Source organism: Methanosarcina mangrovi (assembly GCF_052057765.1).
Lineage (GTDB): Archaea > Halobacteriota > Methanosarcinia > Methanosarcinales > Methanosarcinaceae > Methanosarcina.
On the sequence record NZ_CP195120.1, the window covers coordinates 1,918,085 to 1,940,253 of the forward strand.

At 43.9% G+C, this 22,169-nt stretch carries 11 protein-coding genes; 4 read left to right on the plus strand and 7 right to left on the minus strand.

Annotation, left to right across the window (positions count from 1 at the left end; all coding sequences use genetic code 11):
* Positions 1 to 332: 332 nt before the first annotated feature.
* From ACSAZL_RS08780 to carA, 4 genes are all read right to left on the minus strand, one after another.
* Positions 333 to 2,828, minus strand: a complete 2,496-nt coding sequence (locus ACSAZL_RS08780) for a hypothetical protein (RefSeq protein ID WP_440948303.1) — start codon at positions 2,826 to 2,828, stop codon at positions 333 to 335.
* 363 nt (positions 2,829 to 3,191) lie between these two features.
* A complete protein-coding gene (locus tag ACSAZL_RS08785) occupies positions 3,192 to 4,376 on the minus strand; it encodes an argininosuccinate synthase (RefSeq protein WP_440948304.1) in 1,185 nt (394 codons plus the stop codon).
* 463 nt (positions 4,377 to 4,839) lie between these two features.
* Positions 4,840 to 8,052, minus strand: coding sequence for a carbamoyl-phosphate synthase large subunit (gene carB, locus ACSAZL_RS08790; RefSeq protein WP_440948305.1), 3,213 nt, complete (start codon positions 8,050 to 8,052; stop codon positions 4,840 to 4,842).
* Positions 8,052 to 9,158, minus strand: a complete 1,107-nt coding sequence (gene carA / locus ACSAZL_RS08795; RefSeq protein ID WP_440948306.1) for a glutamine-hydrolyzing carbamoyl-phosphate synthase small subunit — start codon at positions 9,156 to 9,158, stop codon at positions 8,052 to 8,054. Before carA ends, carB begins: the two co-directional genes overlap by 1 nt.
* Before the next feature lie 685 nt (positions 9,159 to 9,843).
* Here carA and ACSAZL_RS08800 point away from each other — a divergent pair.
* The 3 genes from ACSAZL_RS08800 to ACSAZL_RS08810 all read left to right on the plus strand — a co-directional run bounded on the left by ACSAZL_RS08800 (position 9,844) and on the right by ACSAZL_RS08810 (position 13,395).
* Complete coding sequence (locus ACSAZL_RS08800) at positions 9,844 to 11,400, plus strand: quaternary amine ABC transporter ATP-binding protein (RefSeq protein ID WP_440948307.1); 1,557 nt, start codon at positions 9,844 to 9,846, stop codon at positions 11,398 to 11,400.
* On the plus strand, positions 11,394 to 12,224 hold the full coding sequence (locus ACSAZL_RS08805; protein ID WP_440948308.1) for an ABC transporter permease: 831 nt from the start codon (positions 11,394 to 11,396) through the stop codon (positions 12,222 to 12,224). Before ACSAZL_RS08800 ends, ACSAZL_RS08805 begins: the two co-directional genes overlap by 7 nt.
* Before the next feature lie 223 nt (positions 12,225 to 12,447).
* Complete coding sequence (locus ACSAZL_RS08810; RefSeq protein ID WP_440948309.1) at positions 12,448 to 13,395, plus strand: glycine betaine ABC transporter substrate-binding protein; 948 nt, start codon at positions 12,448 to 12,450, stop codon at positions 13,393 to 13,395.
* Between the two features lie 676 nt (positions 13,396 to 14,071).
* Here the strand turns inward: ACSAZL_RS08810 and ACSAZL_RS08815 are convergent.
* Both ACSAZL_RS08815 and ACSAZL_RS08820 read right to left on the minus strand, forming a co-directional pair.
* Positions 14,072 to 16,702 (minus strand): NosD domain-containing protein, encoded by a 2,631-nt coding sequence (locus ACSAZL_RS08815; protein WP_440948820.1) that lies wholly within the window; start codon positions 16,700 to 16,702, stop codon positions 14,072 to 14,074.
* A 443-nt stretch (positions 16,703 to 17,145) separates the two neighbouring features.
* Positions 17,146 to 19,776, minus strand: coding sequence for a NosD domain-containing protein (locus ACSAZL_RS08820; RefSeq protein ID WP_440948310.1), 2,631 nt, complete (start codon positions 19,774 to 19,776; stop codon positions 17,146 to 17,148).
* A gap of 490 nt (positions 19,777 to 20,266) precedes the next feature.
* Between ACSAZL_RS08820 and mtaA the strand changes: the two genes are divergently transcribed.
* Positions 20,267 to 21,304 carry a methylcobamide:CoM methyltransferase MtaA gene (gene mtaA, locus ACSAZL_RS08825; RefSeq protein ID WP_440948311.1) on the plus strand — a complete coding sequence of 346 codons (1,038 nt, stop codon included), beginning with the start codon at positions 20,267 to 20,269 and terminating at the stop codon, positions 21,302 to 21,304.
* A gap of 15 nt (positions 21,305 to 21,319) precedes the next feature.
* Here the strand turns inward: mtaA and ACSAZL_RS08830 are convergent, their stop codons facing one another.
* The gene (locus ACSAZL_RS08830) at positions 21,320 to 21,916 is read right to left on the minus strand and encodes a flavodoxin family protein (protein ID WP_440948312.1); all 597 of its coding nucleotides are present in this window, start codon (positions 21,914 to 21,916) and stop codon (positions 21,320 to 21,322) included.
* Positions 21,917 to 22,169: the final 253 nt, after the last annotated feature.

Sequence of the window (22,169 nt, forward strand, 5' to 3'; positions counted from 1 at the left end):
AATTTCTGATTCAATCGAAAACTGGTCGTGGGTGTGAGTTACTGAAAACCAAGAGCCTTCGGATCTCTCCCTATTTTTTTTTAAAACATGGAGTGCGTGTTCTTTTTTTCATATCTGATCAATGGCTCGCACCCACGACCCGAAAACTTAGTAACCTGATTCAATTTTCGTTGGATCTCTCCGAAACTGGATCTCCAAATACGAAATGAAAATCTTCACCGTAACTAGCTCAGTTGAAATATATTTTTCCTGCTGGTGATCTACTGTCTTACTGTTCTCCACAATGTTTGTTTATACATTTAGATTATTGATCAAGATAATAGGAGCTATCTTTATAAATCACTAGGACATGAATGAATAACTTCTCTAAGTTTTTCATCCACGCTATCGGGGTGTTTTTTGTAAAGTATTTTTGCCTCTTTCAGGCAATTATTTACATCTTGAAACCGTCCTGCACTGTTATAGTAGTAGATTGCATTGTACAAACATTTAGAAAATTTTTCTGCCAAATGATCTGGGTATTCTTTACAAATTTCTTTCATTTTGTTTAAGTATTCATGTACATAGTCAAATTGACCAGAACTGCCATAATAATTAGTTGCATTAATAAAGCCATATGCAAGTTTTTCAGCCACATTATCTGGGTATTTTTTATATAGATCATCCATTTCCTTTAGGCAGTTGTGCATATCGTCAAATCTTTTGGTGCTGCCATAATAGTGAGTTGCATTAGCTAAACTTTTTGCAAGCTCTTCTACAACATACCCCGGATATTCGTTATAAAGTTCTCTCGTTTCATCCAAAAAATAGCTCATGTCGTTAAACTGTTCATTACTGCCAGAATAGCAAATTGCAATATGCAAACATTTTGCAAGTTTATCTACGACTTCATTTGGATGCTCTTTGTAAAGATCTCTTACTTCACTCAAGAAATCACATATATTATCAAATCGTCTGGCGCGATTATAATGATTCATTGCATCATGCAATCCTTTTGCAAATATTTCTGCCACGTGGTCTGGATATAGTCTAGAAAGTTCTCTCATTTCCTTTATGCAATTATTTACATCTTCGAATCTTTGGGCAATTCCATAGCTATTAATCGCATTACACAATCCTTTTGCAAATATTTCTGCCATATTATCTGAGTCTTTTTTGCAAATGTCTCTCATTTCCTTTAGGCAATTATTAACATAGTCAAATCGTTTGACTAATCCACAGGGAATAATTAAATTTGCAAGAGTACTTGAATAATAAAAGCTAACTTCATGTTTAAATGATGATGAAGATACGGACTTGTATGAATCTATTAAATTGTCAAGATTGAGATCTTCGATTGATTTCAGATTGAATGGTAAAAAATCGCTTGTAAGAAAAACAAAAGCTTCAAAGTATTCAAGGTTATTACCCTTTGAACTATTAATGCCCATCCAGATCTCAGAAATAATTTGAGATACCCTTTGAGAATGATTCGGAGCATATCTTTGGATCAAAAAAAGATTACATGTCATTCTATAAGGAAAATATGAAATATGTTTCTGGATCCAACTTACCGATTCGTCTTTTTTAATATATTCTGCCCTTAGAAAATCAGCAACAGGGTCATATCTGAAATCATACTTAACATTAGTATTTTTAGTAAAAGAACTCTGCCTATAGAAAAGAAGATCTAAATTCCTACTATCGGAAAGCCGAATTATTTCTTCCACAACATCAAGATCTTTTTTGTACATTTTCAAAAATTCTTTGTCTTCTGCCCATGACACAGGTGTTATTAAAGAGATTCTTGAAAGAGCTAGTCTTACTTCTTCTATTCTGTATGAAGACCTATTGCAAATATCATTGGCATACTTTTCGACTCTATGAGCTAAAATATTTTTTGATTCGTTAATTTTACCTTTTTCTTTGAAATACTCATTGTAAAATATAGCATTCAAAAAACTGTTATCAGCTAATTTTTCAATTTTGAGTGCAATATTTTCTTTTACATCTAAATTATGTTGTAGAAATTCAGCTATATTTCCTTTTTCCAGATGAAGATCAGTGAAACTTGCATACCTTTCCCTTAAATCACTTTCAATTGAATCTTTGAAAATTGGTCTCGAAATAAGTATGAGTTTCATATAGCTAGATTCTTTGGGAGGATGCAAGACAAAATCAATAAGTTTGCTTCTTTCAATTTCTGGATACCTTGATGCCTCATCCAAAATTAGTAATGTATATTTTCTTGCACGGAATTTATTAAAATTGTTCTCACGGTGGATAAAATAAACATCCCAATCTTCTATTTCACGTCTCATAAGTCTAGCAAACTCTATACTTAACCTCGTTTTTCCTATTGCTCCAGGCCCGGTGAGTATCAGTATTTTATCGGAAGATATTGTAACAAAATCTTTTAATGAATTTAAATCATCTTGTCTTCCTACAAATTTTGAATATTCTTTACTACAAACATCTCTGTTCTCTGTCCTGGATTCAAATTCATCGAGAGTAAGTAAAGGGCTTTCTTTGATATTCTTTGTAACACTTTCTAATATAGACTTTACTGTTTCAATTTTCGTTTTTTCTAGTTCTTTTTTCAGTTGTGAACAATATTCCTCCAAAGACATATCTAATATATTTTGAAGGTACTCGTTGATTTTGGTTTTAGTCTCTGGACTCCAGTTTTCAGGATCTATCGCTTCTAATTCAACAGCATCTTTTGGCTCAATTTCTAATAGTTCAAATGAAAGTATTCCAAAAAGAGTTATAGAAGGTTTGATGGAAACCTTAGGTTCTAGATTCACTTTATAATTTTGACAAAAATTTCTAATTTTATCTAATACCATAGGTTTTCCTCATAAACATAACTTTTTTGGCTAAGACTACATTTTTCAGACTAGGGATTTTAGAATTTTAGTAATGAAATCATATTATTTTGACCAAATCTCTAAGCAGTAACTTTCTTTCATATGGAAAAAATAAAACACTTTCTATTTAGTTTAGGAAAAGCCGGTCTCCTCCGTCGACCGGTGAGAACCCGGGGTATAAAATGTGATCTCAAAAAAGTTATCTGTTTTTTAGAAAATATAGAAATTTGCTTCCAAGCAAACAATTATCAAAACAGAAAAAAGAGCTAGAGAATAACGAAGTTAAATTAAAAAGTAGAAGTCTGCTCCCTCTAAAAGGAGGAACAGACAAAACCTTCAATTTTATTTTTCCATCACTTTCCTGTACATCCTCGCCTGGAACCCGTGATACTTCGCAAATCCTTCCGCATCCTTCTGGTCAATGGTCTGGCTGTCAAACGAAACGAGATCCTCAGAATAAAGTGCATTTGGCGAGCTGCGGGCAAGGATAGTAAGTGCGCCTTTGTAGAGCTTCACTTTCACTGTACCCGTGACCCTTTCCTGGGACTTGTCGATAAAGGCGTTGAGGTCGGCAAACAGGGGGTCGTCCACAAGGCCTGCGTATGCCATTTCGGACCACTGCTCTTCAACGATCTTCTTGAACTTCAGTTCCCCACGGGTCAGGACGAGTTTCTCGAGATCGGCGTGGGCTGCGAGGAGCACGGTTGCAGCCGGGTGCTCGTAGTTCTCACGGGCTTTTAAGCCGAGCACACGGTCTTCGATCATATCGGTCCTGCCGACGCCGTTCTCGCCTGCAATCTCGTTCATCTTCTTGACAAGGGCGTAGCCGCCAAGCTTTTCGCCATCAAGGGCAACAGGGACTCCGGCTTCAAAGTCGATATCAACGATCCTGGGCTCGTTCGGGGCATCTTCTGCGGATTTGGTCCACTCGAAGATCTCTTCCGGCGGGACAAAGGACGGGTCTTCAAGCCTGCCGCCTTCGATGCTGCGGCTCCAGATGTTTTCGTCAACGCTCCAGGGCTTGGACTTTGTGGCTTCGACAGGGATTCCGTGCTCTTTTGCGTAATTGATTTCCCACTCACGGGTCAGGTTCATCTCCCGCATCGGGGCGATAACGTCCATGTCAGTCTGGCGGAAGACGGCTTCAAAACGGAGCTGGTCGTTGCCTTTTCCCGTACAGCCGTGGGCAAGGGCAACTGCACCTTCTTTAATGGCTGCTTCTACCACTTTTTTGGCGATCAGCGGGCGGGCTACCGATGTGCCCATGACGTAGCCTTCGTAGTTTCCGTTGGCTTTGATCAGGGGGAAGATGTAATCCTTTACAAATTCTTCCTTTGCATCGATCGTGTAGTGCTTGTTGCTGATCTTCTGGGCTTTTACATCAGCTTTTTTGATCTCTTCTTCGGGCTGGCCGACGTCTACTGAAATTGTAATTACTTCATCGTACCCGTACTTTTCCTTGAGGATGGGGATGCACACTGAGGTGTCAAGCCCACCGGAATATGCAAGTGCAACTTTCTTTACCATGCTTTTACTACCCCTTTCTGGTAATTTATGATAAGGACGATAATGAATCTGGTGAGTTTAACCATTTAATTCTTTAAAAAGCAGTTGGTTCATGATTTAGCAGATTAATGGATTAATGATTAATGGGTTACGGATTAATGGATTAACGGATTATTGGATTAATGGGTTATGGATTAACGGATTAATGGACTGATAGGCTATGAATTAATGGACTAATGGGTTATGGATTAATGGACTAATAAGTTTAATAAGTTTAATAATTTTGGTAGCAGTATGCTTTAGCCGTAAATCCTGAAGATTTGACAGCTAAAGGGCTGCCGGGCTCAAAAACTGGTATTTTTTGCCGGAGGATGGAAAGCCACCCTGTCGGCTGTGGTTCTCATTAATTCTTCCGTTTTCCGCTGGCACAGCGATTTTTTAAGCAGTACTTTCTTACGGGCTTTTTTCTTTCACCTTACTGACCTTACAGCCCCATCTCTTTGTGGTACTCGTTGATGGATTTGATCGTAAGGTCCTGCCCTTTCTTCATGGTCTCGATTGCATCGGCTGCAGCAATTGCTGCCTGGATCGTGGTGATGTAGGGGACCTTGAAGTCAACGGCTGCCCGCCTGATCCTTGAGCCGTCTCTGCGGGACTGCTTGCTTGTCGGGGTGTTGATAATCAGGTCGACTTCGTCCCTGCGCATCATATCGATTACGTTCGGGCTTCCGTCGTGGACTTTCTTTACAGTATCAAGGAAGACTCCGTGCTGGGCAAGGTAGTTCACTGTCCCGCGGGTGCCCATGAGTTCGAGGCCTGCTGCCTGCAGTTTCCTTGCAACTTCCACGAGTTCGGGCTTGTCTGCTTCCCTGATCGAGAGGAAGACCTTTCCCGTAAGGGGCAGGAGGTTGTCGGCTGCAAGCTCTGCCTTATAGTAGGCCCTTCCGAAGTCGTAGTCCACACCCATGACTTCTCCCGTGCTCTTCATTTCGGGGCCGAGGACAGGGTCTGCTCCGGGCAGTTTGTCGAAGGGCAGGAGGACTTCTTTGATCGAGACGTGTTTGGGCTTTGGCTCATCGGTGTATCCCATCTCCTTTAAGCTGTGTCCGGCAATTACTTTGGCTGCAATCTTTGCAAGCGGGAGGCCGACAGCTTTTGAGACGAAGGGGATGGTCCTGCTTGAACGCGGGTTGGCTTCGAGCACAAAGACCTTTCCGCCTTTTTCTGCCATCTGGATGTTGATCAGGCCCTTGACCCTCAGGCCGAGCGCAATCTTCCGGGTATAGTCCCTCACCTGGGCAAGTACGTCTTCCGAAAGCGACTGGGGCGGGATTACACAGGCAGAGTCTCCGGAGTGGACTCCGGCTTCTTCGATGTGCTCCATGATTGCCCCGATAAGGACGTCTTTCCGGTCGCAGACGGCATCAACGTCGATTTCGCAGGCGCCTTCCAGGAAGTCGTCAATAAGGATGGGGTGTTCGGGAGAGACCCTGACTGCCTCTTTCATGTAGCGTTCAAGGTCGATTTCATCATAAACGATCTCCATTGCCCTGCCGCCGAGCACATAGGAGGGGCGCACCAGGACCGGGAACCCTATCCTCTGGGCAACCTCGATTGCTTCCTGCTGGGAGGTCGCATACCCGCCTTCCGGCTGGAGGATTCCGAATTTCTGCATGAGGACGTAGAACTTTTCCCTGTCTTCGGCAAGGTCCATGTCTTCGGGGTCGGTGCCCATGATCACGGTGTCAAGGTCGGTCCTGCGCTTTAATTCCTTTTTCAGGGGGAGCGCGAGGTTGACCGAGGTCTGCCCTCCGAACTGCACAAGGACCCCGTCAGGCCTCTCACGTTCGATTACGTTCATTACGTATTCCATGGTGAGGGGCTCGAAAAAGAGCTTGTCCGAGGTGTCAAAGTCCGTTGAGACGGTCTCAGGGTTGTTGTTAATGATATGGGTCTCTATGCCCTCTTCCCTGAGCGCGGTTACTGCGTGGACGGTACAGTAGTCAAACTCGATTCCCTGTCCGATCCTGATGGGCCCTGCACCGAGAATGAGGATTTTCTTCCTGTCTGTGGAGTTTGTCTCACAGGTATCTTCGTAAGTGGAATAGTAATAGGGGGTTGCTGCCTGGAACTCAGCTGCACAGGTGTCGACCATCTTGAAGGTGGCTAAAATTCCTGCGTCGTGCCTGAGGTCGCTGATCTGCTCCCTTGTTTTACCGGTCAGTTCCGCAAGGCGGGTGTCCGGGAAGCCCATCTTCTTTACTTCGCGCAGGAGTTCAGGGGTCAGTTCTTCTGTCCGGATGCGTTTTTCCATTTCAGCAATTTTCTTCATTTTTGAGATGAAGAAGGGATTGATGCTCGTGAGTTCGGCAATTTCCTTTACCGACATTCCCCGCTCAAGCGCATGGAAGATCACGAAAAGGCGTTCGCTTGTGGGAGTCTTGAGAAGAGTTTTGATCTCGTGCTCGTCCCAGCGCTTATTTCCGAGCTGGGAGTCAATATCAAGAGACTTGAAAGCCTTAAGGAGGGACTCTTCCATTGTCCTGCCGATTGCCATGATTTCTCCCGTACTCTTCATGGCTGTGGTCAGGGTCTTGTCCGCAGTTACGAATTTGTCAAAAGGCCACCTTGGGATCTTTGTAATCACATAGTCCAGAGCCGGCTCAAAAGAAGCAGGGGTATTTTTGGTGACGCTGTTAATGATCTCATCGAGCGCCATTCCGATTGCAATCTTTGCGGTTACGCGGGCAATCGGGTAGCCCGTGGCTTTGGACGCAAGGGCTGAAGACCTTGAGACCCTCGGGTTTACCTCGACAATGCGGTAGTCGCCTTCCTTTAAGGCATACTGGATATTGCACCCTCCTTCGATTTTGAGGGCACGGATGATCTTAATAGAGGCGCTCCTGAGCATCTGGTGCTCTGCATCGGTCAGGGTCTGGGAGGGGGCAACGACCGCCGATTCTCCTGTGTGGACGCCCATGGGGTCGATATTTTCCATGTTACAGATTACGATACAGGTATCTTTTGCGTCCCTCATGACCTCATACTCGACTTCTGCCCAGCCGAGCACGCTTTCTTCGATAAGGACCTGGCTGATGCGGCTGCGCCTGAGCCCGCGTTCGGTAATCTCAAGGAGCTCTTCTTTTGTGCGGGCAATTCCGCCGCCGGCACCTCCGAGGGTGTAAGCCGGGCGGACGATCAGAGGCAGGCCGAGTTCCTCGACAACCTCTTCGGCTTCCTTTAAAGTATGGACTGCACGGCTCTGGGGGACCTTTTCCCCGATCCTCAACATGGTCTCTTTGAAAAGTTCCCTGTCTTCCGTGTTTTTAATAGCTTCGACAGGGGTTCCCAGGATCTGGACCCCGTACTTTTCAAAGACGCCCATTTCCGCAAGTTCGCTCGTGATATTCAGGCCGGTCTGTCCGCCAATGCCTGCAATGATCCCGTCCGGGCGTTCTTTTTCAATGATTTTTTCCACAATTCTGGCATCAAGGGGCTCGATGTAGACCGAATCCGCCATTTCGGGGTCGGTCATGATGGTTGCAGGGTTTGAGTTTACGAGCACTACCTGCACACCTTCTTCTTTTAAGGACCTGCACGCCTGGCTCCCCGAAAAGTCAAACTCTGCAGCCTGCCCGATCGTAATCGGTCCCGAACCTATAAGCAAAACTTTCTTTATGTCCTCACGTTTTGGCATCAGAGATCCCCTCCGAGGACCTTTACGACCTTGCCGAAGAACGTCTCCTCGGTATCCATGGGTCCGGCCTGGGCTTCGGGGTGGAACTGCACACTGAAAATGTTCAGGTCTTTGTGGGATACCCCTTCAACGGTTTTGTCGTTTGCGTTCAGGTACTTCACATAAAGGCCGGTCCCTTCAAGGGAATCCGCATCAACGGCATACCCGTGGTTCTGGGAGCTTATGAAAATCTTATTTTCGATCAGGTCCTTTACAGGCTGGTTTCCTCCCCTGTGCCCGAACTTAAGCTTGTAAGTCCTGGCTCCCATTGCAAGGGAGATGATCTGGTGCCCGAAACAAATTCCGGCTACCGGAATCGTGCCTGCAAAAGCCTTTACCGCATTAATCGCATCGGTTGCTTTTTCCGGGTCTCCGGGCCCGTTTGAGATAAAGAGCATGTCAGGTTCGTACCCTGCGATTTCCTTCGGTTTTGCGGTCGCAGGGACCAGGGTGAGGTCAATTCCCCTTTTATGCAGGTTGTTTATGATGTTCCTCTTTATGCCGAGGTCGACCACAACCGCATGTTTGGGTTTGCCACTGCCCTTCCAGGCGCCCTCCGCTCCGGGGATGAAGCGGGGTTCCTTGCATGTTACGCGGGCGATAAGTTCCTCATCCGTTATCTGTGGGAAATTCCTTGCCACATCCACGGCCTCTTCCCCATCATCACTGCCGGTAATCAGGGCAGCACGCATGGTCCCGCGCTCCCTTGCCCCTATGGTGAGCATACGGGTGTCCACGCCTTCTATCCCCGGTTTTCCTTCGTCCTCCAAAAACTGGTGAATAGAACGGGTGGATTTGTAGTGATAGGGTTTTTTGCAGGCTTCCCGGACAACAAGCCCCTCCGCATGGATGTTGTCGGATTGGAAACGCTCCCCACTGACACCGTAATTCCCTATCAGAGGGTAGGTGAACATTAAAATCTGGCCCTTGTAGGAAGGGTCAGTCAGAGCCTCCTCATATCCCGTGAATTGAGTGGTAAAAACAAGTTCGCCGCAAGCTGTGCCTTCGGCACCGAAACCGGTGCCCCTAATAATTGTTCCGTCTTCTAATCCTAGTACTGCTTTCATCATCTGAACCTGCGAGTAAATGTCATAAGACATGTATAAGTGTTGCGATGACTTTCCCGATTCCCTGATTTCTCTGTTTTTTTCAGTCTTTTAATATATAAACTTTTCAATTAAATCATTCTTTTGGAAACTCGGCCTTCAAACTGCATAAAAATTTCTTATTCAACAACTCCCCTGTACAGTAAAATATGTTCATTTAAGCTCGATGATAAGTTCATTTGAGCCGGATCATCATGAAACCGCGTCAATGTCTTTATAAAAGTTTTACAGTTCATATAATCTATAGATGTTTCTCCATGGGGGAAATTCATTTTTATATAATACCGCGCATAACCCGAAACCCAAATATGCTAAAGTAAAGTCAAATTTCATACTTTTAGATCCTGACTTTATATATGGTTTATGCCATTTTTGTTTCTCCCAATATTTGTAATATATTAATTTTCCGCAATAATATTATATAGCATTGTGAAAAAGTAACAGGCAGGAAAATAAACCATTTAAGCTGCAAAAAATAGAAAGTTTTCTTTGATCTATATTTTCAGTTGCCTTAAATTAATTGTACAGACACAACTAATTTGACTAAAATTCAGTTTTTATTTCCCGGATTTTTGTGGCAACTCCCTTTATTTCCTTACGAATATCGATAGTTCTTAAAAAACTTCGGTCAAACCGGGGTGTCATAATGGACAAAAATGTAAAACTCGAAGTACGAAACATCACTAAGGTTTTTGGAAAAGACCCCCAGAAAGTAATTTCCCTTCTAAACAAAGGTTTATCCAAAAGTGAAATTTTTGAAAAAACAAAACATACTGTCGGGCTTAACAAGGTGAATTTTGAGGTCTACGACGGAGAGATTTTCGTAATAATGGGGCTTTCGGGCTCCGGAAAATCCACCCTCCTGCGCTGCCTGAATCGCCTGATCGAACCAACGGCAGGAGAGATCCTGATCGACGGGCAGAATATTACCCTTATGAGCCCTGAGGAACTGAGAACGACTCGCAGAGGTAAGCTTGGCATGGTTTTCCAGAGTTTTGCCCTGCTCCCTCACAGGTCAGTTCTGGACAACGTGGCTTACGGGCTTGAGATCCAGGGAATCCCTAAAGAGGAACGCTATTCTAAGGCTTTCGAAGCCATCGAAACAGTGGGGCTCAAAGGTTATGAACACAGTAAGATAACACAGCTCAGCGGGGGTATGAAGCAGAGGGTAGGGCTTGCAAGGGCTCTTGCCAATGACCCTGACATCCTGCTCATGGACGAGGCTTTCAGCGCCCTTGATCCCCTTATCAGGAGTGACATGCAGGACGAGCTGCTTGCCCTTGAGGACAGGGTACAGAAGACAATTATCTTTGTCTCCCACGACCTGGACGAAGCCCTCAAGCTCGGGGACCGTATAGCTCTAATGAAAGACGGGGAAGTTGTCCAGATAGGGACTCCCGAAGAGATCCTGACCGAACCCGCCGACTCCTATGTTTCAAGGTTCGTTGCAGGAGTCGACAGGTCAAAGATCCTGACAGCCGAATCGGTAATGAAACGGCCCGAACCGCTCGTATCTCTCAATTCCGGGCCCAGGGTTGCCATCCAGTTGATGAAAGATCACGGGATCTCCTCAATCTACGTAGTTGAAGGAAAGAACAGGCGCTTAAAAGGCATACTCATGATAGGGGACGCCCTTGAAGCCCTGAAGACCGGAAAGAGCCTTGAAGCAGCGATGATTCCCGAGGCTCCCCATGTGGCTCCTGACCTTCCCCTTAGCGAAGTAATTCCCTTGATTGCGGAAAGCCCATACCCCCTTTCAGTGGTCAATGATTCCGGAAAACTTCTCGGAATTATAGTTCGGGGTACTGTACTTGGCGCCCTTGCAATGTCCGGAGAAAACGGACAGGCTGAGGCTTCCGAAGAACAGGCTTCCGAAGAACAGGCTTCTGAAGGAAGCGATTCAGAAGGAAAGAACCCGGAAGAAAGAAACTCTGCAGGAAACCCTTCCGAAGAGAAAACCCCAGAAAAAACTATCTTCAGTGGCAAAAATGAAGGGGAAGCCGGTCCTCCTTCCGAAGGCTCCGGAATTCCGGGCAGTATAACAAATGACCGTATAATTAATGATGGGATTATTAATGACGGAACTGGCAGTGCCCCTTTCCCTGCGGAGGCAGAAGCAAAGGACGGAACACCTGCCGAGACTCCTGCCGAAGCTCCTTCCAGGCCTGATGCCATTCCGGGCACGGAGGTGAAAACATGCTGATCCCCCGCCTCCCCATCGGGGACACGGTTGAATTTGCCGTGGACTGGATCGAAGCCAATTTCGGCCCGCTTCTTGACTTCACAAGTGATAAGCTCGACTTCCTGATCTCGAATTTAAAGGATGCCCTGCTTTTCCTGCCTCCCGAACTCTTTGTCCTCGGAATATCCTTGCTCGTCTACTTTGCTGGAAAGCGCAATCTCAAGCTTGCAATCGGGACTGCATTCGGTTTTTTCCTTATCGACAATATGGGGCTCTGGACACTCTCGATGGAAACGCTCGCCCTTGTGCTTTCTTCCGCTTTCTTTGCCTTGCTTATAGGGGTTCCCGTGGGGATCGTCTCTGCAAAAAACGACATTCTTGGCCACATTGTAAAACCCTTACTCGATTTCATGCAGACAATGCCGTCTTTTGTGTACCTGATCCCTGCAATTATTTTTTTCAAACTTGGGAATGTTCCGGGTATGATCGCAACTGTTGTTTTTGCAATGCCTCCCGCAATCAGGCTCACAAACCTCGGGATCAGACAGGTTCCAAAAGAGCTTACCGAGGTTGCAGATGCCTTTGGCTCCACGGGCTGGCAGAAACTTTCCAAAGTTGAACTGCCTGTGGCACTCCCGACTATTATGGCCGGGATCAATCAGTGCATTATGCTCTCCCTTTCCATGGTCGTCATTGCAGCCATGATAGGAGCCCGTGGACTCGGGTACCAGGTCCTTTACGGAATCCAGAGACTGGATATCGGCATGGGCTTTGAAGCAGGGCTCGCGATTGTTATAATTGCGATTTTCCTTGACCGGATTACTCAGAACCTGAGTCCCAAATAAAATTCCGTGAATCCTGAAAACACTCGGTTCTGAAAAAAAACCTGACCCTGAAAGCACCCGCTCCTGATTTCGTCCCGAAACAGGTATTCAGGGTTCTCAGGAATCAGGACTTTTCACTTTAACAGGGGCACCCTCTATCCCCCAGAAGACGGTGCATCTTTCATTTCAATCCCCTGGTTAAAAACCAAAAATAAAAAAAACTCAAAAAAAGGTTGTAGATATTTTGACAAATCTAAAATTAAATCCTGAAGGAAAAAAACTCGGATCGGTTCTGGCAATCGTTCTGATAATAGGGCTTTCCCTTTTCGCAGCAGGCTGCGCAGAACAGGGAGACGAAACCGGAGAAGGCGCAGAAGCCGCTCCTCCCGATGAGGCTTCGGAATTCAGTGAACCTGTAACGATAGGCTATGTCTTGTGGGACGGGGAGATTGCAAGCACCAATGTGATGCAGCAGGTCCTCGAACAGGCAGGGTATGAAGACGTGGAAATCGTTGCGGTAGATGCAGGCCCCCTCTACCAGGGACTTGCTGACGGGCAGTTCGATTTCACCACTTCTGCCTGGCTCCCCTACACTCACCAGAGCTACTGGGAAGCTTACGGAGACCAGATCGACTCCGTCCAGACTAACCTCGAAGACTGTAAGATCGGGCTTGTAGTGCCTTCTTACGTAACCATAGACTCCATTGAGGAGCTCAATTCCGAAAAGGATAAGTTCAACGGCCAGATTATCGGGATCGACCCCGGAGCAGGCATCATGCAGGCATCCGAAACCGCAATCTCCGACTATGACCTTGATATGGAGCTCGTTTCAGGCAGCAGTGCCGCAATGACCGCTTCCCTGAAAAAATCAATCGACTCCGAAGAGTGGACAGTCGTAACCCTCTGGTCCCCTCACTGGGCTTTCAACCGCTGGGACCTCAAATACCTCGATGACCCGAAAGGTGCGTACGGCGATGCCGACCATGTTGAAACCCTGGCAAAGCTCGGCCTCGAAGAAGAAAAGCCCAACCTTTACGGCATCCTGACCCGCTTCCAGTGGACCCATGATGATATTCAGGCTGTCATGATGGACATCGAAAACGGAACCGCTCCTGAAGAAGCCGCAGCAAACTGGGTTTCAAACAACCCGGAAAAAGTTAACGAATGGATAGGAGAAGAGTCAGAAGAGTAAAAAAGTAAATTTCTCTTCCTTCCATTTCTTTTTTACCTGATTTTTTGTTCGTCCATCTTTACATGGTTGATATTTTTGAAAAAATAACTTGGACTCAAACTCCTGGGTTCTGACCCCATACAACCATATTTGCTATATTGTGTCGTTCTTGTCCCGCTCGACGCAGGAGAGCGGTCTTTCCCAAAAAGACAAAAAAGATATAGAAGGATGAAAACAACAGGTTAGCAATTAAAAGCTGCTGAAGGCGTTTGTGAGTTTAAAAGAAGGACAAAAGGCTAAAACGATATCAATTTCAGTATCACTTCTCATTCATTTCTTCTTTTTCCTTTTGTGCAGGGCCGCCAGACAAGCTGGCGGAGGCGTTTATATTTACCTGTGAGTTTTATGAGGTCCCCCAAATCAAGATATAAATTCGCCTCAAGATATAAAATCGCCTGTTCATTTTTTGAGTTGGAGAAGAGAAAAGTTCAGTCCTGAAAAGAGTAGAATCAAAAAACAAAAGATCTTAGTTTCAGATATCTGAATAAAAACAAAAGATCTTAGTTTCAGATATCTGAATAAAAACAAAAGATCTTAGTCTCAGATATCTGAATAATATCAACTGATTAATACAGAACCACCGATTTTTTATTTCGCCGTTCTTTTGCAATGCCGGTTATCGTCGTCGGTATCCCCCTCAACCACCGTTACTGTAGCTTCCTCCACTGGAATCGCTATCATTACCGAAACTACTTTCCAGCACGGTTACTGTAGTAAACCTTGAATCTGTGCCATCTGGGTTGTTTACTATCAGACAAGCTGTATAGTTTCCTGCTGATAAATAAGTGTGAGCTGGATTCTGTTCGTTTGAAACAGCTCCATCTCCAAAGTCCCAGTTCCACCCTGTTGCGTTTTCTGAACTGTCGGTAAACTGCACTGAGAGAGGTGCAAAACCTTCACTGACATTGCTGCTGAAATTAGCTACCGGAAATACTGATTCCGGATCCGGGATAATTGCAAGTCCCCCGGGAGAAACATCGAGATTTACTGTTGCTGAAACAGTATCGCTTGAGGTGTCAATTACAGAGATATTTTTGCTATAATTGTTTTCATAATCACCCCTGGTTACCACATATACCTTTTCTCCATTAGGTGTGACTGCAATTTCTTCAGGATACTTTCCTACATTCAATCTGGTTATAACTTTTCTTGTAACTGTATCAATTACAGAGACAAAGCCATCTCCGCCAGCCACATATACTTTTGTTCCTGTTGGATTGACTATAACTTTAGTAGGTCTTTTTCTTACATCCACCGTAGCTGTAACGGTATTTGTAGCTGTATCAATTACAGAGACATAGTAGTAGGTTGTCACATACACCTTTGTTCCATCAGGTGTGACTGCAACTCCCCAAGGACGTTCGCCTGCATGTACCGTAGATGTAACCATGTTAGTTGCTGTATCAATTACAGAAACGGTATATTCGGGGGTGTTAGTATTACCATAGTTCGTTACATATACCTTAGTTCCATCTGGACTTACTGCAATTCCCATAGGAGTGTTTCCTACAGGTACTGTGGCTGTAACAGTATTTGTTGCGGTGTCAATTACAGAGGTAGTGTTGCTGTCTTCGTTCACCACATATACCTTTTTTCCATCAAGACTGACTGCAACTTCAGAAGGATTATATCCTACTTTCACAGTGTCTGTAACGGTGTTTGTTGAAGTATCAATTACAGAGACATTATTGCTTCCAGAGTTCGCTACATATGCCGTTTTTCCATTAGGTACGACTGCAACTCCTTTAGGCCCACGTCCCACTTTCACAGATGTTATAACTGTTCCTGTGGTTGTGTCAATTACAGAGAATGCACCGCTCGTAATATATACAAATGGCCACGTGGATGAAACCCTTTTTCCAACAGTTATGTTAACAAATTTGGAATTAGTATTAAGTCCATTGCTAGCCGTCAAATTAACTGTATAGTTTCCTTGAGTTCTGTACGCATATACAGGATTTTGTTCTGTAGAATCTGCTATACCATCATTATCAAAGTCCCAGTTCCACAGGATTGCGTTTTTCGAAAGATCTGTAAACTTGACAACAAGGGGCGCAGGCCCATTAGTGACACTGGCTGTAAAGTTAGCAGTTGGAGTAACTGAATTTTGCAGACTGGACATAGATACAAGAGGTAAATAGTCAAATTCACCTTCATAGACGTTATAGGGATCCTCATAGATTTTATAAGGCAGGTCTCCAATCCCATTCTTATCCAGATCCACGCAGATCTGGGAGAATCCGGTCCCATCTGGCTTTGCCCAGAAGTTGCCTCCAATGTAAGGGCCACCGGCAATGCTACTGCCTGAAGCAAGTGAACTGTTCCAGATATTTCCCCCGTCGCCAGGTCCAAACTTTACGTTTAGACTATTGTTAAAATAATTATTGTAGATTCTTCTACGGTCATCATTTCCCTTATTAAAAATCCCGCATTCTGTACAGGATGTTATGGTATTGTTGATTATGTCAACAGTACAAGCGTCACTTAAAATAATCCCTACATCACAGTTTAATATTGTATTATTGTCAATTCCTGAACTTGACATCGAAAGCCAAATCCCACAATCGCAGTCAGTAATCCTGTTATTACGAATATCTGCTCCCTGATCCCATTCGGAGATGCCAGTGGAACAATTTGAGATCGTATTACCTGATACTGTATTATTTCCTCCACAGCAGAAAATAGATACACCCTCTTCGCCGTTAGAAATTTTATTTTCGGCTATTAAATTGCCTGATATCTGGGATCCCAGAATAATAGAACCGTTTTCAATAGTATTACCTGTCACATTATTCATATTGCCATAAAAGAAGATTTTTAAATTTTCTGGCACGTAGAACCCCAGAAAAACAGAACCGTTTTCAATGGTATTACCTGTTATATTATTCATCTTGCCATAAGCAAAGATTGCATTTTTATGATCCATCTTACCGGCTCCTGTTATACTTAAACCACTGATCGTTGTGTTATTAGCTGCTATCAGAAAGGTACTTTTGCTTTCGTTCAGCGGTTTTACCTGCGCATTGCTATTATTTGATTCTGATCTGATAATTAGCCCTGTTACATCAACACGAACGTTTTCAGTATAAATTCCAGGCCTCACGATTATCATGTCCCCAGGAACAGAATTATTCACAGCTTCCTGAATTGATTTGAAATCAGCTCCAGAATCATCATCTACTGTAATTTCCCCTGCTGATGCAGTAGCTGAAATAGATATTATAAAAATGAAAAGCAAAATTCTTAAAAAAATTGTTCTATTCCTTATTTCTTTCCCCCCTTTAGTTCTAATATAATCTTCTATGAATATTAATATTAATATTATTGGTAATTATTAAAAGTTTTAACTTTCATTAGTTCTTTTTGATTAATTATTTTCAGAAAAAAGGTTGAATTGAAACGAGCCACATAGAAATATGAAGGTTTTTCAAAGGAAAACATAACAGTGGAGTTATGATGGTTCTGGCTATAATGAGAGATGTTGAAAATCAAAGCAATAGAAAAGAAGAAGGTCAATAAGGGTAGAATGAAGTAAGTTCAGTAAAATTTCAAACCTGATTCCTCCTTATCGTAAAAAAATGGCTATATGATCTACCGATTGGATATGTTCGTGAAGTCAAACTTTACAATTTTTCCATTTGTAATAAAGACCTGGGAAAGTTCTTTTACTTCAACATTTCTGCAGGCTAGGAGATCCCCACTCCCTCTGCCTCAACAGCTAGTGTGGCTGCTTCCTCCACTTGAGCATTGATCTTCGTCAGAGTTGCTCTCCAGTACGATTATCGGGGCATTTTTGAAGGCAAAATTGTTCTCATAACTTACTTTCAGGTTAACAGCATAGTTTCCTGCTGATAAATAAGTGTGAGCTGGATTCTGTTCGTTTGAAGCAGCTCCATCTCCAAAGTCCCAGTTCCACCCTGCTGCGTTTTCTGAACTGTCGGTAAACTGCACTGAGAGAGGTGCAAAACCTTCACTGACATTGCTGCTGAAATTAGCTACCGGAAATACTGATTCTGGATCCGGGATAATTGTAAGTCCCCCAGGAGAAACCTCGATATTCACTGTTGCTGAAATGGTATCGCTTGAAGTATCAATTACAGAGATATTGTTGCTATAATTGTTTCCATAAATGCCCTTGGTTACCACATATACCTTCTTCCCATTAGGTGTGATTGCAATCTCTTCAGGACTGCCTTCTACATTCATTGTAGTTACAACTTTTCTTGTAGATGTATCGATTACAGAGACAAAGCCGTTTCCGCCAGCCACGTATACCTTTGTTCCTGTTGGATTGACTACAAGTTCATGAGGAGAATTATCTACATCCACCGTAGCTGTAACGGTATTTGTAGCTGTATCAATTACAGAGACAGTTCTGTTATAGCTATTTGCCACGTATACATTTTTTCCATCCAGAGTGACTGCAATTCCACGAGGATGAGTTCCTACAGGTACAGTGGCTGTAACGATATTTGCAGCTGTGTCAATTACAGAAACAGTAGTATTGCCAGGACTAAAAAAACTGCCATAGTTCGTCACATATACTTTTTTTCCATCAGGTGTGACTGCAATTCCCATAGGAGTATTTCCTACAGGCACTGTGGCTGTAACAGTATTTGTTGCGGTGTCAATTACAGAGGTAGTGTTGCTGTCTTCGTTCACCACATATACCTTTTTTCCATCAGGACTGACTGCAACTTCAGAAGGATTATATCCTACTTTCACAGTGTCTGTAACGGTGTTTGTTGAAGTATCAATTACAGAGACATTATTGCTTCCAGAGTTCGCTACATATGCCGTTTTTCCATTAGGTACGACCGCAACTCCTTTAGGCCCACGTCCCACTTTCACAGATGTTATAACTGTTCCTGTGGTTGTGTCAATTACAGAGAATGCACCGCTCGTAATGTATACAAATGGCCACGTGGATGAAACCCTTTTTCCAACAGTTATGTTAACAAGTTTGGAACTGGTATTGATTCCATTGCTAGCTGTCAAATTAACTGTATAGTTTCCTTGAGTTCTGTACGCATATACAGGATTTTGTTTTCTGGAATCTGAGATCCCATCATTATCAAAGTCCCAGTTCCACACAACTGCATTTTTCGAGAGGTCTATAAACTTGACAACAAGGGGTGCAGGCCCATTAGTGACGCTAACTGTAAAGTTAGCAGTTGGAGTAACCGAATTTTGCAGACTGGACATAGATACAAGAGGTAAATAGTCAAATTCGTCTTCATGGACGTTATAAGGATCCTCATAGATTTTATAAGGCAGGTCTCCGATCCCATTCTTATCCAAATCCACGCAGATCTGGGAAAATCCGGTCTCATCTGGCTTTGCCCAGAAGTTGCCTCCAATGTAAGGGCCACCGGCAATATTAGTACCTCGAGTAAGTGAATTATTCCAGGTATTCTCTCTGCCAGCTCCAAACCTTACGTTTACAGTATTATTAAAATAATTATTGTAGATCCGTTTACCGCCTTCGTTGTACTGATCAACAATCCCGCATTCTGCACTGGACATTATCGTGTTGTTAATTATTTCAGCGCCAAGACAGCCATCACCTAAATGAATCCCTACATCACAGTTTAATATTGTATTATTGTCAATTCCTGAACTTACAAGCGAAAGCCTAATCCCATAATTGCAGTTAGCAATCCTGTTATTACGAATCTCTACTGCTTGATCATATGCATAGATGCCAGTGGAACAATTTGAGATCGTATTACCTGATACTGTATTATTTCTTCCACAGCAGGAAATATGTATACCTTCGCCGTTAGAAATTTTATTTTCGGCTATTAAATTGCCTGAAAGCTCGGATCCCAGAAAAATAGAACCGTTTTCAATGGTATTACCTGTCACATTATTCACATCACCATGAAAGATGATTGTTAAATTGTCTGGCACATGGGATCCCAGAACGATAGAACCGTTTTCAATGGTATTACCTGTCACATCATTCATATCGCTATAAACAAAGATCGCATTTTTACCATGATTCTTACTGGCTCCTGTTATATTTAAACCCATGATCGTTATAGTATCAGCTGTTATCAGAAAGGTACTTACACTTTCATTCAGCGGTTTTACCTGCACATCGCTATTATTTGATTCTGACCTGATAGTTAGACCTTTTACATTAACAAGAACGTTTTCAGTATAAGTTCCAGGCTTGACGATTATTATATCCCCTGTTAGAGAATTATTCACAGCTTCCTGAATTGATCTGAAATCAGCTTCAGAATCATCATCTACTGTAATTTCCCTTGCTGATGCAGTAGCTGAAATAGATATTATTAAAACTAAAATTATTAAAAAAATTGTTCTATTTCTCATTTTTCCCCCTTTTATTATAATATAATCGGTTGTGAATATTAATATTAACTTCCTTTAATAAAATTTAAAATATTTTCACTTTCATTAGTTCTCTTTGATGAATTATTTTCAGAAATAAAGGTTGGATCGAAACGAGCCACGTAGAAATATGAAGGTTTTTCAAAGGAAAACATTGGAGACCCCGTGGAGGATATGTGGGTTCAGCGGGTGTCTCTACAGGTTGCTCAGGTGTAGGGATTAAAGCCTATGATATATACGGGACTTCGGAACTCAGCGGGCTCCTTTTTACAGAATGAGATGATGTATTATTTGCGGGAGTTTCCACAGGTTGCTCTGGTTAAGTATCAGGTACAGGAGTTGTAACCTGATTACCGGATGCATCTGTAAATAGGTATAACCACTTAATATGATACAGTAGTACAGTAGTGCAGTATAATAGTAGTACAGCTAATAGCTCAAGCAAAAGCAGAAAAAATTAGGGGTCAATTTTATGGAAAAACCGAACTTCAGGACAGAAATCCTCAGAACCCTCGAAGGAAAAGCTCCCGCTCAGATACCGGTCGGTACTTTCACAACCGCGCCGGTACTCGAACTTATGGACCTGTGCGGAGCAGCCAGACCCGAAGCTGACAGCCAGCCTGAAAAAATGGCACTGCTTGCTTTTTCCCAGTATGTAAATGCCTCTTTTGAAACCCTCAGGTACCCCTTTGACATGGTGGTGCTCGGAGAAGCCCTCGGTTGTGCTGTTGATCCGGGCACGAAAGCAAGGACTCCGGCTGTGCTCAGCGGTCCTCTTGAAAGTTCCTCCGTAATTCCGGAACTGCCCGAGGATCTTCTTGAAAGAGGCCGGGTCCCTGCTGTCCTGAAAGCCACGGAAATTCTCAGGGAAAAAGCCGGCTCGAATCTCCCTCTCATTGTTGGCATGGAAGGCCCGGCTGACCTTGCGACCTATCTCTGCGGAGCTACCCGCTTCCTCAAATGGACGATCAAAAGACCGCACATTGTAACAAGGTTGATCGATCTCTGTACCGATGCCTGCATAATGTATGCTAAGGAATGCCTGAAAAGTGGGGCTGACATTATTGTTATTGCAGATGCGGTCTCTTCCCCGGACATGATTTCTCCGGAAGCCTTCAGGGCTCTGATAAAACCCGGCATGACAAGGATTCCGAAATCCCTCGGGGGAGGTGGAGGCAAAAGCGTGCTCCACATCTGCGGGGCTGCCGATCCGATTATTGCGGACATGGCAGAATGCGGGTTTGACGGGCTCAGTCTGGAAGAAGGTGTAAAGAACCTGAAAACCGCAGTCGAAACAGCTCACGAATCCGGGGTTGCTGTAATCGGAAGTGTTTCTACATCCAGGACCCTTTTCAGGGGCAGCCCTGCAGATGTGAAAAAGGAGGCTTTCACCTGCCTCGAAAGCGGAGTGGATATTCTTGCTCCAGGCTGCGGTATTGCGCCTGAAACCCCACTCAGGAATTTGAAAGCCCTTGTGGAGGCGAGGAACGAGTTTTGCGGACGAAGATGAATTCTCCTTTCTGGCTCAACGAAGAATTTCCGCCATTTTTTTGCCTGCCTCAAATGTTTTTCTTAGAAGTTCTTCATCTCCGGAAACCGCTCCCCTATCAAAATACCCTGTCACCGGGAACTTTTCCACTACCTCATAACCCAGGGCTTCGAGAGGCATCCCGAGCGCTCCGAGTGTAAAACCCATTTCTTCGATTTCCAGCTGCTTGCAGACCGAAAAAACAATCGCTTTTCTCCCCTGCCCGGCAAGTCTGCTCGAATACCGCCTGGGGCGGTCGTTTGTGAAATTGTAGTAAGGGTAGAGCCGGTCTATGAAGGCCTTCATCGGGGCAGTTACATTGTAGTTGTAGGTGGGAGAACCGAGGATAAGCCCTTTTGCAGCCTCGATCTCGGGATAAAGCAGGCTCATTCCATCATGGAACCTGGCGCAGGTCCCGGTTTTCCGACACCTTTCGCAGCCGATACAGGGCTCGATCGAATAATTCCTTAAAAGGACTTTTCCGGTTTTAGCTCCTGCCGATTCCGCCCCTTTCAAAAAGCTCTCAAGCAGCACGTCAGTATTCCCATTTTTCCGGGGGGTTCCGCTCACTCCTAGAATTTTAACCTCATTCATCTTATTACCCTTTTTGTATCGGGAATCGGGGGTTAAATAAGTTCGGGAAACGGGCTATATAGAAGTCCTCAACCAATTCAAGATATTTCGAAAATATAAAAATTAGAGATAAAGTCGGGAATTAAATGTAAAAATCGGGAATTAAATGTAAAGTCAAAATATTGATGTGAAGTGTTCGAATAAAAGTAAAAACTGACAATGGCAATTCATTCTGCAAGCTCTCTTTTTCAGCAATTTCGGAAAAGGCCACCCG